This is a genomic window from Sphingomonas sp. CCH9-F2 (assembly GCF_001556735.1).
Lineage (GTDB): Bacteria > Pseudomonadota > Alphaproteobacteria > Sphingomonadales > Sphingomonadaceae > Sphingomonas > Sphingomonas ginsenosidimutans.
In genome coordinates this window covers 15,514-28,717 of record NZ_LSJO01000117.1, presented here as the reverse complement: position 1 = coordinate 28,717, position 13,204 = coordinate 15,514, and the positions used below count along the sequence as shown (strand labels likewise).

11 protein-coding genes and 1 tRNA gene are annotated in these 13,204 nt (G+C 69.4%); 9 read left to right on the top strand and 3 right to left on the bottom strand.

Annotated elements, in window-relative coordinates; genetic code table 11:
• Together AX685_RS03635 and AX685_RS03630 are read left to right on the top strand one after the other, a co-directional pair.
• Window positions 1-1,079 (top strand): HlyD family secretion protein (locus AX685_RS03635; protein WP_066485564.1); only part of this gene is annotated, 1,079 nt, incomplete at its 5' end.
• On the top strand, window positions 1,076-2,473 hold the full coding sequence (locus AX685_RS03630; RefSeq protein ID WP_066485561.1) for an efflux transporter outer membrane subunit: 1,398 nt from the start codon (window positions 1,076-1,078) through the stop codon (window positions 2,471-2,473). The genes AX685_RS03635 and AX685_RS03630, both read left to right, overlap by 4 nt.
• Before the next feature lie 163 nt (window positions 2,474-2,636).
• Here the strand turns inward: AX685_RS03630 and AX685_RS03625 are convergent, their stop codons facing one another.
• Window positions 2,637-3,596, bottom strand: a complete 960-nt coding sequence (locus AX685_RS03625; RefSeq protein WP_066485558.1) for a hypothetical protein — start codon at window positions 3,594-3,596, stop codon at window positions 2,637-2,639.
• A 43-nt stretch (window positions 3,597-3,639) separates the two neighbouring features.
• Window positions 3,640-4,749, bottom strand: a complete 1,110-nt coding sequence (locus AX685_RS03620) for a glycosyltransferase (protein ID WP_066485556.1) — start codon at window positions 4,747-4,749, stop codon at window positions 3,640-3,642.
• Window positions 4,750-4,774: 25 nt separating this feature from the next.
• On the opposite strand from AX685_RS03620, the gene AX685_RS21380 reads away from it, so the two are divergent.
• The 7 genes from AX685_RS21380 to AX685_RS03585 all read left to right on the top strand — a co-directional run bounded on the left by AX685_RS21380 (window position 4,775) and on the right by AX685_RS03585 (window position 12,484).
• Window positions 4,775-5,884, top strand: a complete 1,110-nt coding sequence (locus AX685_RS21380) for a glycosyltransferase (protein ID WP_197418473.1) — start codon at window positions 4,775-4,777, stop codon at window positions 5,882-5,884.
• A gap of 39 nt (window positions 5,885-5,923) precedes the next feature.
• Window positions 5,924-8,503, top strand: a complete 2,580-nt coding sequence (gene clpB / locus AX685_RS03610) for an ATP-dependent chaperone ClpB (protein ID WP_066485551.1) — start codon at window positions 5,924-5,926, stop codon at window positions 8,501-8,503.
• 244 nt (window positions 8,504-8,747) lie between these two features.
• Window positions 8,748-10,463, top strand: a complete 1,716-nt coding sequence (gene mqo / locus AX685_RS03605; protein ID WP_231738537.1) for a malate dehydrogenase (quinone) — start codon at window positions 8,748-8,750, stop codon at window positions 10,461-10,463.
• Window positions 10,464-10,575: 112 nt separating this feature from the next.
• A complete protein-coding gene (gene dapB / locus AX685_RS03600; protein WP_066485549.1) occupies window positions 10,576-11,304 on the top strand; it encodes a 4-hydroxy-tetrahydrodipicolinate reductase in 729 nt (242 codons plus the stop codon).
• Window positions 11,305-11,315: 11 nt separating this feature from the next.
• Window positions 11,316-11,981 (top strand): endonuclease III, encoded by a 666-nt coding sequence (gene nth, locus AX685_RS03595; protein ID WP_066485546.1) that lies wholly within the window; start codon window positions 11,316-11,318, stop codon window positions 11,979-11,981.
• On the top strand, window positions 11,978-12,382 hold the full coding sequence (locus tag AX685_RS03590) for a hypothetical protein (protein ID WP_066485544.1): 405 nt from the start codon (window positions 11,978-11,980) through the stop codon (window positions 12,380-12,382). Before nth ends, AX685_RS03590 begins: the two co-directional genes overlap by 4 nt.
• Window positions 12,383-12,407: 25 nt before the next feature.
• A tRNA-Arg gene (locus AX685_RS03585) sits at window positions 12,408-12,484 on the top strand.
• Window positions 12,485-12,517: 33 nt separating this feature from the next.
• Here the strand turns inward: AX685_RS03585 and AX685_RS03580 are convergent.
• The gene (locus tag AX685_RS03580) at window positions 12,518-13,153 is read right to left on the bottom strand and encodes a TetR/AcrR family transcriptional regulator (RefSeq protein ID WP_066485541.1); all 636 of its coding nucleotides are present in this window, start codon (window positions 13,151-13,153) and stop codon (window positions 12,518-12,520) included.
• Window positions 13,154-13,204: the final 51 nt, after the last annotated feature.

Sequence of the window (13,204 nt, the reverse complement as noted above, 5' to 3'; positions counted from 1 at the left end):
CCGCCGCGCCGGCGGGATCGGGCTGGCGCCCGCCGAAGCTCTCGGTACGCGCCACCGCGCTGATCGTGGTGCTAGCACTGGCGGGGATGGCCGCGGTGCTGGCGGCGTGGCGGATCTGGCCGTTCACCAGCGCATATGAATCGACCGACAACGCCTATGTCCGCGGGCGCACCACGGTCATCGCGCCGCAGGTATCCGGCTATGTCACCCGCGTGCTGGTCCGCGATTTCGAAAGCGTGCGCACCGGCCAGCCGCTGGTGGAGATCGACCAGCGCATCTACCGCCAGCGCGTCGACCAGGCACAGGCGCAGGTGGAGGCCGCGCAGGCCACGCTCGCCAACAGCCGCCAGTCCGCCGCCAGCCGGCAGGCCAGCCTCGGCGCACAGGAAGCCACCGTCGCCAACGCCCGCGCGCAATTGATGCGGGCGCAGGCCGATATGGCGCGCGTGAACGATCTGGTCACCGACGGCTCGGTCTCGCTGCGCGAACGCGACCAGACGCTCGCCCCGCTGCGTCAGGCGCAGGCGCAGGTGCAGCAGGCGGAGGCCGCGCGCGAGATCGCCCGGCAGGACATCCGCACCGTGGAGGTCGGGCGCGGCGGCCAACAGGCCGGCGTGTCCGGGGCGGAGGCTGCGCTACAGCTCGCGCGCATCGACCTTGCCAATACCGTGATCCGCGCGCCGGAAGCGGGGCGGCTGAGCGAGGTAGGCGTGCGCACCGGCCAATATGTCACCGCCGGGTCGCAGCTGATGTTCCTGGTGCCCGCCGAAACCTGGGTCATCGCCAATTTCAAGGAAGCGCAGACCGCGCGGATCATGGTCGGGCAGCGCGCCAGCTTCACCGTCGACGCGCTCGCCAATGCGCGGCTGACGGGCCGCGTGGAGCGCATCTCCCCCGCGGCGGGCAGCGAGTTCGCGGTGCTCAAGTCCGACAATGCCACCGGCAATTTCACCAAGGTGCCGCAACGCATTGCGGTGCGGATCCGCGTCGATCCGGGCCAGCCGCTGGCGGCGCGGCTGCGCCCCGGCATGTCGGTGCAGGCGCGCGTCGACACCGGCAACGCGCCCTCCCCGCGATGATCCGCCGCAGCGCCCTTCTCGCCGCGCTGCTGCTGGCGGGCTGCACCCTGCCCGGCAAGCGCGCGCCGGCGCCCGATGCCGCCGCCGTCGCGCCGCCCCCGGCATGGCGCACCGCGCTGGGTCCCGGCGCGCCGATCCGCGCCGACTGGTGGCAGGGGTTCGGCGATCCGCAGCTGACCGCGCTGGTCGAACGCGCGCTGGCCAACAATGTCGATGTGCTGACCGCCGCTGCCCGCGTCGAGGAAGCGCGAGCGGCGGAGGCGCTGGCGCGCGCGCAACTGCTGCCGCAGATCGGCGGGACGGTGCCCGAAACGCAGGGGCAGACGCTCACCGCATTCGGCACCACCAGCCGGGCGATCGGCGCGCAGCCCGGCGTCACCGCCAGCTACGATCTCGACCTATTCGGGCGGTTGCGGCAGGCCTCGCGCGCCGCCCGCGCGCAACTGCTGGCGACCGAGGCCGCGCGCGACACCGTCCGGCTGGCCACCGCCGCGGCCGCCGCGTCGGGCTACGTGACCTTGCGCGCGCTCGACCAGCGGCTGGCGATCGCGCAGGCGACGCTCGCCGCGCGGCAGGACGCGCTGCGCATCGCGCGCCGCCGGTTCGAGGCGGGCTATTCCTCGCGCCTCGAATATCGTCAGGCGCAGGGCGAATATGCCGCCACCCAGCAACTCGTCCCCGCCGCACAGCTGGCGATCACGCGGCAGGAAAATGCGCTGTCACTGCTGACCGGCGACGCGCCGCGTGCCATCGCGCGCGGGCTGGCGCTGGACCGCATCGCCGCGCCCGCCATCCCCGACGGGCTGCCCGCCGACCTGCTGCGCCGCCGCCCGGACCTGTATCAGGCCGAACAGACATTGGTCGCCGCCGACCGCACGCTCGACAGCCAGCGCGCGGCGATGCTCCCCAACCTGTCGCTCACCGGCTCGGCCGGGCTGGTGCTGTCGACCGCGCTGGCACAGCCGCAGGCGATCTTCTCGCTCGGCGCCAGCATCCTGGCGCCGCTGTTCGACGGCGGGCGGCTGCGCGCGCAGGAACGCGCCGCCACCGCACGACGCGATCAGGCCGCCTTCGCCTATCGCCGCACCGCGCTCACCGCCTTCCGCGAGGTGGAGGATGCGCTGGCCGGCGTGCGCCGCACCGGCGAACAGGCGCGCGCGCTCGGCGATCAGGCAACGGCGGCGCGCGGCGCGCTGCAAAACGCCACCAACCGCTATCGCGCGGGCTATTCTGGCTACCTCGAACAGCTGGATGCGCAGCGCAACCTGCTCACCGCCGAGCTCGCGCTGGTGCAGACCGAGTCGGATCGCCTGACCGCCTATGTCGCGCTCTATCAGGCGATGGGCGGCGGCTGGTCGCCGGGAGAGGTACAGGCGGTGACGGAGCGGCGGTAGAACGCCGCCCGGCACGTTGCCCCAGCGAAGGCTGGGGCCTCCCGCGGCTCCTGCGTCGCGCCATCGCAGGAAGAGTCCGGCCTGCGCTGGAATGACGTTCGCAGCCCGCCGTTCGGCCTGAGCGAAGTCGAAGGCCACGCGCGCGTCAGTGCCGCGCCACCTTCTATTCCCCCGGCGGCACCGGCACCGGTTTCATCCAGAACGCCGTCACCAGGAACAGCACCAGATTGGTCCCCTGCGTCAGCGCGGTGCCCGCCACCAGCAGCCCCGCCATCGCGTCGCGCGACACGGTCAGCGCGCCGCTCATCTGCAAGCCGGCCGCCATGAACAACAGGTCGCGGTTGGGAATGAACGGCAGCCGCGCGATCACCAACTGGGCGGTCAGGAAGCTGAGCCACGTCGTCCAATGCTCGCCCGGCAGCACGATCACCCATTGCACCACCTGGATCGCCAGGTTGATGACCGTCCGCAGCGAATGGATGCCGAACACCTGCCACGCGACGCGGCTGCTGGTGGACAGGATCGCATGGCGGAACCGCAGCAGCAGCGGCAGCGTCAGGCTGGCGCACAGCACCCCGCCGACGACCAGCCCCAGCGACGAATCGAGCCATGAGGCGATCCGCCCAGTCGGCGCGCGCACGATGAAGGTGACGATGAACGCCCCCGCCACCATCGCTCCCGCCAGCGACGACAGGATCGCATTGTCCTTCACCGCCAGCAACAGCTTGCGCGCATCGATGCCCAGCCGGGTGCGCGCCCAGCTGTACAGGTAGACGTCGCCCGAATAGTCGACCAGCACCGCATTGACGATCCGCTTGCGCACCAGCACCGGCAGCGCGCCGGGGATCGCCTGCCCCAGCAGCAGGCGGAAGATCGGCACCTCGGTCAACGGCAGGACCATGAAGTTGACGAAGAACAGGATGTAGAACAGCGGCTGCGTCGGCAGTGCGCGGATCACGTCGGACCATCCGATCGCGCGCAGCTGGAACAGCAGGATCGCGATCATCGCGACGAAGAACAGGATGCGCGCCACCCGCCCCAGCCGCTTTGCCCCGGGGGTCTCGGCCCAGGCCTTCGCGCGTGTCGCGATCGTCTTGAAATCCATCTTCGCCGTATCGTCCATGCCATCCGGGCGCCGCCGCCGCGGGATGTTGAGGGCCCCGCCCCTACGCCAGCGCGCGCGCCGGCGCCAGCGACCGCACCAGCGCGACATACTGGTCCGCGATCGTATCGGGCGCGAACTGCCGCAAATGCGCCTCCACGGCGTCGCGCGACGGCCTTGGAAACGTGCCGTCCGTCATGCGCACCATCGCCTGTGCCAGTCGCGACTCGTCCCCGGCCGCGATCAAATCCCCCAATCGGCCGTCCGCCAGCAGCTCGCGCGGGCCGCTCGGGCAGTCGAAAGCGGCGACGGGACACCCCATCGACAGCGCTTCGGCCAGCACCAGCCCGAACCCTTCGTTGCGCGACGACAGCACGAACCCCGCCGCACGCGCCATATACGGGCGCACGTCCGCGACGAATCCCGGCATTTCGACGCTGTCGGCGATCCCCAGGGCGCGGATTTGCGCCTCCAGCGCCGGCCGCAACGGCCCCTCGCCCAGGATCAGCAGCGTCGCACGCCCCGCCAATCCGGCGTCGTGGAACGCGCGGATCAGCGCCGCCTGGTCCTTCTGCGGCACCATCCGCCCCGCATTGACGATCACCGGCCGCGTGAAAAAGCGCTCATGCGCCGTCTCGATCGCGCCCGCGGCGGGGCGATCGGGCAGCGGGTTGTAGATCGTATGGACGCGCTCGGGGGGCAGCGCAAACCGCCGCACCACCTGCGCCGCCAGATCGCGGGAGACGGCGTGGGCCGCCACCACATCCCGGTACAGCCATCGTTCCGGCGCATGGCCGAACACCGCCCGCGGCCAGAAACGCGCGCGCCGCGGCACCTCCAGCGCGTTATGAATGCTGATCGCCAGGCGTATGTCCGGGCGTAGTTTTTTTACGATCCCTGCCATCATCTTGGCGCTGTGCACGAACGCGAACAGCAGGTCCGGCTGCGCGCGATCGACGTACCGCAGCAGCGCCCGCGCGCTCAGCATCTCGTTGGGCGCCTTCAGGTCGACGCCATGGCGTGCGAACACCGGCGCATCGACCAGCGCCCCCTCCGCTTTGGCGACCACCAGTTCCGCGTCGATCCCGGCACCACGCAGCCGTTCGGTCACGAACAGCGCGATCCGCTCGGCACCGCCACCGGCCAGCGAGGGCAGGAAGATCGCGACTTTCATCCCCGCCGCCGTTAGCAAAGTGCCCGTGACTTTGAAATCAATCGCCATCCTCCTCCACGATTTCAACGCCGGCGGCACCGAAGCGACCGCGCTCCGCCTCGCCGCCGAATGGCTTTCACAGGGGCACCGGGTGACGATCATCGCCGGCGCTGCCGACGGCCCGATGCGCGACCGCGTGCCCGTCGGCGCCGACGTGCACCTGCTGTCGCCGCCGGTCCCGCGCAGTGCGCTATCGCGGTTGGGGCTGGGAAGCGCGATGGTGCCGGTGCTGCAACGGGTCGCGCCGGACATCGCCTATATCACCGGCAACTTCCACTTCTGGCTTGCCCCCGCCATCCGCCGCGCATTGCCGCAATTGCCGATCGTCGCGAAGATCAGCAACCCGCTGCTCCCCGACCTGCCCGCACCGCTGCGTCCCCTCGGGCGAGCGGCGCTGGCGCGGCTGACCGATGCGATCGACCTGTTCGTCGCCATGTCTCCCGAACTGGCGGCGCGCGACGCCGCCTGGCTGCCGGCGCGTCCGATCCGCGTTGCCCCCGAACCCAACCTGCCGCGCGACCATCACCCGTTGCCGCGCGCGGTGGCGGAGCCGCCGCATATCCTGGCGATCGGGCGGCTGGAACCGCAGAAGGACATGGCGCTGGCGCTGCGCACCTTCGCCGTACTGCGCGCACAGCGGCCGGCGCGGCTCACGATCCTGGGCGACGGACCCGACCGCGCGCGGCTGGAGGCGCTGTCGCGCCGCCTGGGCATCGCGCAGGACGTCGCGATGCCCGGCTTCGTCGGCGATGTGGCGCAGCGGCTGTCGCACGCGGCCTGCCTGCTGATGACGTCGCGCTACGAAGGCTTCCCTGCGGTACCCGTCGAGGCACTGGCCGCCGACGTGCCGGTCGTAGCGACCGATTGCTCCCCGGTGTTGCGCGGCCTGATCGCCACGCCGCTGCACGGCGAGGTCGTTGCCGATCGCCACCCGGCGCTCCTCGCAGCTGCCCTGGGCCGCGCGATCGCACTGCCACCGATTTCGGACGGCGTGCGCCCGGCGAATGCGACACCCTATTCTTCGCCGACCGCCGCGCGCCGCTATCTTGATATCTTCGATAAAGCCATCAACCTTCACCCCTTGCGTTGCAAATAAGCAACACCATCTGACACCCAAGAGAGACAGGGCCGACAGATGAACCTTGAGAAATTCACGGACCGCGCACGCGGCTTCCTTCAGTCCGCACAGACCGTTGCCATCCGCATGAACCACCAGCAGATCGCCCCCGAGCATCTGCTCAAGGCGCTGCTGGAGGACGATCAGGGCATGGCCGCGGGCCTTATCACCGCCGCGGGCGGCGATGCGCGCCGCGCCGTGGCCGAAACCGATACAGCGCTGGCGAAGATCCCCGCCGTTTCCGGCTCGGGCGCGCAGAACCAGCCCGGCCTGTCGGCCGATGCGGTGCGCGTGCTCGACCAGGCCGAACAGATCGCGCAGAAGGCCGGCGACAGCTATGTCACCGTCGAACGCCTGCTGGTCGCGCTCGCGCTCAGCCTCAACACCGCCGCGGGTAAGGCGCTGAAGACCGCCAACGCCACCCCTGAGGCGCTCAACGCTGCGATCACGCAGCTGCGCGGCGGCCGCACTGCCGACACGGCCAGCGCCGAGGACCGCTACGACGCGCTTAAGAAGTTCGCGCGCGACCTGACGCAGGCGGCGCGCGACGGCAAGCTCGACCCCGTGATCGGCCGCGACGAGGAAATCCGCCGCACGATCCAGGTGCTGGCGCGCCGCACCAAGAACAATCCGGTGCTGATCGGCGAACCCGGCGTCGGCAAGACCGCGATCGTCGAGGGGCTGGCGCTGCGCATCGCCAATGGCGACGTGCCCGACGGGCTGAAGGACAAGACGCTGATGGCGCTCGACATGGGCGCGTTGATCGCGGGCGCGAAATATCGCGGCGAGTTCGAGGAGCGGCTGAAGGGCGTCATCGACGAGGTGAAGCAGGCCGAGGGTGACATCATCCTGTTCATCGACGAGATGCACACGCTGATCGGCGCGGGCAAGTCCGAGGGCGCGATGGACGCGGGCAACCTGCTCAAGCCCGCACTCGCTCGCGGCGAGCTGCATTGCGTCGGCGCGACCACGCTCGACGAATATCGCAAGCATGTCGAGAAGGACCCCGCGCTCCAGCGGCGGTTCCAGCCGGTGTTCGTCGGCGAGCCGACCGTGGAAGATACGATCAGCATCCTGCGCGGGCTGAAGGAAAAGTACGAGCTGCACCACGGCGTCCGGATCACCGATGGCGCGTTGGTGTCCGCGGCGACGCTCAGCAACCGCTACATCACCGACCGCTTCCTGCCCGACAAGGCGATCGACCTGATGGACGAAGCCGCCAGCCGCATCCGGATGGAAGTGGAGAGCAAGCCCGAGGAGATCGAGGCGCTAGACCGCCGCATCCTGCGCCTGAAGATCGAGCGCGAGGGGCTGAAGCGCGAAACCGACGCCGCCTCGATCGACCGGCTGGAGACGCTGGAGGGCGAGCTCGCCAATCTGGAAGAGCAGTCGGCCGAATTGACCGCGCGCTGGCAGGCGGAGAAGGACAAGATCGCCGGCGAGGCGAAGCTGAAGGAACAGCTCGACGCCGCACGGCTGGAGCTGGAGCAGGCACAGCGCAGCGGCGACCTCGCCAAGGCGGGCGAGCTGTCCTACGGGCGCATCCCTGCGCTGGAAAAGCAACTGGCCGAGGCGCAGGCGACCACCCAGGGCGCGATGCTGCGCGAGGAAGTGACCGCCGATGACATCGCCGGCGTCGTCAGCCGCTGGACCGGCGTACCCGTCGACCGGATGCTGGAGGGCGAGCGCGAGAAGCTGCTGCGCATGGAAGAGGTGATCGGCAAGCGCGTGATCGGGCAGGAACAGGCGGTGCGTGCCGTCTCCACCGCGGTCCGCCGCGCGCGGGCGGGGTTGCAGGATCCGAACCGGCCATTGGGCAGCTTCCTGTTCCTCGGCCCGACCGGCGTCGGCAAGACCGAGCTGACCAAGGCGCTGGCCGAATTCCTGTTCGACGATCCCAGCGCGATGGTGCGCATCGACATGAGCGAGTTCATGGAGAAGCACGCAGTCGCGCGGCTGATCGGCGCCCCGCCGGGCTATGTCGGGTACGAGGAAGGCGGCGTCCTGACCGAGGCGGTGCGGCGGCGGCCCTATCAGGTCGTGCTGTTCGACGAGGTGGAGAAGGCGCACGGCGACGTCTTCAACGTGCTGCTACAGGTGCTGGACGACGGGCGCCTGACCGATGGTCAGGGGCGGACGGTCGATTTCTCGAACACGCTCATCATCCTGACCTCGAACCTGGGCAGCCAGTATCTGGCGAACATGGGCGAGAACGATGCGGTCGAGAGCGTCGAGCCGCAGGTGATGGAGGTGGTGCGCGCGCATTTCCGCCCGGAATTCCTCAACCGTCTGGACGAGATCATCCTGTTCCACCGCCTGGGTCAGGCGCACATGGGACCGATCGTCGACATACAGGTCGGTCGCGTCGGCAAGCTGCTGGCGGATCGCAAGATCGCGCTGGACCTGACCGATGCCGCGCGCGCCTGGCTTGGCCGGGTCGGCTACGATCCCGTCTATGGCGCACGGCCGCTCAAACGCGCAGTGCAGCGCCATCTGCAGGATCCGCTCGCCGAACTGATCCTGCGCGGCGAGGTGAAGGACGGTTCCACCGTCCATGTCGATGAGGGCGACGGGAAATTGCTGCTGTCCGTCGAATGATTGCCGCGCACGCGACGGATTGCATGGCGTGGCCCGGGGTGGCATCCGCCCCGGGATCATGCGGCACCCATCCGCATAACCTGCGTTAACAGGTCACCTTACGTTTCAGGGAGAGGAACTCCGACGCCGGCAGGCGACGACGCGCGGTGCTTCGCGCGGGGTCGCGTGTCGGTTCCTCACCACGGCGTTCCGGCCCGGCGCATCGCCAGCCACGCGGATCGCCATAACGAAAGGGCTGCCCGCCGTGTCTTTGCCTGCGTCGCCGACTGAAACCTCCCCCTCGCCCGCCGACACCGGGGTGACGCGCCGCCACCTGCTGTGCGGCAGCGCAGCGGCGGGAGCGACGGCGATGCTGGCCGGATGCGGGGAGCGCGCACCGACCGCGGAACGCAGCGTCGACGTCCTGCTGATCGGCGGCGGGATCATGAGCGCGACGCTGGGCGTGCTGCTGCGCCAGCTGGAGCCGGGCTGGTCGATGGAACTGGTCGAGCGGCTGGACAAGGTCGCGGAGGAAAGCTCGAACGGCTGGAACAACGCCGGAACCGGCCATTCCGCGCTGTGCGAGTTGAACTATACGCCGGTGAACAAGGCCGACGGCCGGGTGGAGATCGCCAAGGCGATCGAGATCAACGAACAATTCCAGGTCACCCGCCAGTTCCTGAGTCACCAGGTCGAACGCGGCGTGCTGCGCGATCCGCGCAGCTTCATCAACTCCACCCCGCACATGAATCTGGTGTGGGGCGACGAAAATGTCGGCTTCCTTCAGAAGCGGCACGCCGCGCTCGGTGCCAGCCCGCTGTTCTCGGGAATGGAATTCACCACCGACCCGGCGCAGATCGCCCGCTGGGCGCCGATCATGATGGAGGGCCGCGCCGCCGGCACGCCGCTGGCCGCGACCCGCTCGGTGCTGGGCACCGACTGCGAATGGGGCGAGGTGACGCGGCAATATGTCGCGGCGCTGCGTACTTCGCCGGGATTCCGCCTGACGACCGGCCACGAAGTCCGCGCGCTGGAGCGCAACCCCGCCGGCGGCTGGCGCGTCAGCATCCATGACATGAAGAGCGGCGACCGACAGGTCGTCAACGCGCGCTTCGTCTTCGCCGGAGCGGGCGGCGGCGCGCTGCCGGTCCTCCAGAAATCGGGCATCCCCGAAGCGGACGATTACGCCGGCTTCCCGGTCGGCGGCTCGTTCCTGGTGACCGAAAACAAGGCAATCGCGAAGCGCCATCTGGCCAAGGTCTATGGCAAGGCGGCGACAGGCTCGCCGCCGATGTCGGTGCCGCACCTCGACACGCGCTACCTGAACGGCAAGCAGGTGCTGCTGTTCGGCCCCTTCGCCACCTTCTCGACCAAATTCCTGAAGGAAGGGTCGTATTTCGACCTGCCCAAGTCGGTGACGCTCGACAATTTCCGGCCGATGCTGTCGGTCGGCTGGAACGAGTTCGATCTGGTCGAATATCTCGCCGGGCAGCTCATCATGAGCCAGACCGACCGGATGAACGCGCTGCGCGAATATCTGCCGCGTGCACAGGACGGCGACTGGCGGCTGTGGCAGGCCGGGCAGCGGGTACAGATCATCAAGCGCGATCCGAAGAAGGGCGGCATCCTGAAGCTGGGTACGGAGATCGTGACGTCACGCGACGGATCGATCGCGGCGCTGCTGGGCGCGTCGCCCGGCGCGTCGACCGCACCGTCGATCATGCTCGACCTCCTCAAGCGCGCCTTCCCCGACCGACTGGCGACGCCGCGCTGGCAGGCGGCGGTGCGCGAGATCGTGCCGACCTACGGCGTGTCGCTGAACGGCGATCCGGCACTGCTGGGCTATCAGTGGCGCGCCACGGCGCAGACGCTGCAACTTGCCATCGCCCCGCCCCAGCCGCAGGCGCCGCGCACGCCCTCACCCGCCGTGCCGGCGGCCACAAGGGTGAAGCCCGATCGCCAGCCCGATCTGGCGCTGTGACCTGATCCTTTTCGACGGGCGGGGCGTCCGGTCGCGGATCGCCCCTGTCCTTCGGCGGCGTTTATGTGCATGGGGCGGCGGCACTGCTTCTGTTCTCGGCCAGGGTAATCGCATGACCAGCATCGGTATCTACGGCAGCAACGGACGGATGGGGCGCGCGATCGCCACCATCGCGGAGGGCGAAGGCGCGACCGTCGCCGGCGGCGTGGACGCGGGCGGCGATCCGTTCCCGCTGGCGCAGACCGCCGACGTGCTCGTCGATTTCTCCACCCCCGCCGCGCTGGAATCGCATCTCGCGGCGGCGGTCGCCGCGCGCACCCCGATCGTCATCGGCACCACCGGGCTGATGCCGACGCACCACGCGCTGATCGAACAGGCCGCGGACGACATCGCGGTGCTGCAAACCGGTAATACCTCGCTGGGCATCACCCTGCTCAACATCCTCGTGCGCGAGGCGGCGGCTCGGCTCGGCGCCGACTGGGACATCGAGATCGCCGAGATGCACCACCGGCACAAGGTGGATGCCCCGTCCGGCACCGCATTGCTGCTGGGCGAAGCGGCCGCTGCGGGACGCGGTACCCGGCTGGCGGAGGTGCGGGTCGACAGCCGCGCCGGGCTGGTCGGCGCGCGCAGCGAAGGGACGATCGGCTTCGCCTCGCTGCGCGGCGGATCGGTGGTGGGCGATCACCAGGTGATCTTCGCCGGCGAAGGCGAACGGATCGAGATCGGGCATCGCGGCGAGGATCGCACCATCTTCGCGCGCGGCGCGCTGAAGGCGGCGCTGTGGCTCGCCGGGCGGGCGCCCGGTCGATATGCGATGGCCGAGGTCCTGGGCCTGTAAGGAACGCCGCGGTGAAGAAGGCCGATGTCATCGAATTCTACCGCCGGCTGGCCGAGGCGAACCCGCATCCCGAAACCGAGCTGGAGTCGGTCAACACCTATACGTTGCTCGTCGCTGTCGTCCTGTCCGCCCAGGCGACCGATGCCGGCGTCAACAAAGCGACACGCGCGCTGTTCGCCACGGTGGATACGCCCGAGAAGATGCTGGCGCTCGGTCTCGACGGGTTAAAGCAGCACATTCGCACGATCGGGTTGTTCAACACCAAGGCGAAGAACGTCATCGCGCTCAGCGAGGCGTTGATCGCCGAGCATGGCGGGGAGGTGCCGGCGAACCGCGACGCGCTCGAAAAGCTGCCCGGCGTGGGGCGCAAGACCGCCAATGTCGTGATGAACGTCGCATTCGGCGCCGAAACCTTCGCCGTCGACACCCATATCTTCCGCGTCGGCAACCGCACCGGGCTGGCGCGCGGCAAGACCGTGCTCGCGGTCGAAAAGGCGCTCGACAAGGCAACCCCCGCCCCCTTCCGCGTCCACGCCCACCACTGGCTGATCCTGCACGGCCGCTACGTGTGCAAGGCGCGGCGCCCCGAATGCTGGCGATGCATCGAGATCGACCTGTGCGCGTTCAAGCCAAAGACGCCCGCACCCAAGGCGGCGCGCACGCAGCAAGGAGAGTGACATTGCGTCCCATCGCCCTCGCCACCGCCGGCGCAACGCTGATCGCGCTTGGCGCACCCGGCGATGCGCGCGCACCGGCACGCGACAGCGTTCCCGCCGCCACGCCTGCGGGCAGGCCGCAGAGCTGCATCCCGATCCAGTCGATCCGCGAAAGCCTGGTCCGCAGCGACTCGGTGATCGACTTCCGCACCAACGGCAATCGCATCTATCGCGTGACATTGCCGCAGGGCTGCCCCGGACTGGGGTTCGAACGGCGTTTCTCCTACGCGACGTCGCTAAGCCAATTGTGCGCGCAGGACATCATTACCGTCTTTTCGCAGAGCCCGCCGATGCGCGGCGCCAGCTGCGGCCTTGCCCCGTTCCAGCCGGTGACCCTCGAAAAGCGGGTAGCGCACCGCTGAAACCCCTGCTAGGCGGACCTTCCACGCACCCGTAGCTCAGCTGGATAGAGCGCTGCCCTCCGAAGGCAGAGGCCACAGGTTCGAATCCTGTCGGGTGCGCCAGCTCCCTATACCCCCTTGCCGACGCCCGGTCTATCAGCGCGGCGAGACGCCCGTGATCAGTATCTCCACCATCTGCTCTGCTACCTGTGCAGCGTTCAGTGCACCGCCCGCGACGAACCAGCGCGCCGGCCAGTTGAGCGCGCCGGCGAGCGTGAAGGCCAGCAGCCGCGGGTCGGCCGGGGCGATCGAACCGTCCGCCACGCCTGCGGCGATCAGGTCGCGCATTGCGGTGTCGATCTCCCGTTTCAGCGACCGGAACCGTGCAGCGCTCTCGGGAGACAATGCCTCATCCCCCGTGCGGATCACACAGCGCCCGAAATCGTCCATGTTGATCTGCGCATAGCGGACCAGGAAGTCGCGCAGGCGGTCGATCCCGCGTCCGGGCCGGGCCGCGGCGATCGCGGCGGCCCCGCGCAGCTGTTTCAGGCCGATCAGGACGCATTCCAGCAGCACCTGATCCTTGTTGCCCAGATGGTGGTAGATGGTCGGTTTCGACACCCCCAGGCTGGCGGCGACCTCATCCAGCGATGTCGCGTGAAAACCGCGTTCGTTGAACATCCTGACCGCCGCCAGCAGCAGCGCGTCGCGCTTGGCGGCGCGGTTAGCCAGCCGCTGCGCACGGTCGGGAAAGGGCGAGGGAGCCGGTCTGTCGGACGTTTCGGAAGCCATGGGCCCGCAACTTGACATGCGACCAGCCGGAATACAATCTACCCATCAGTA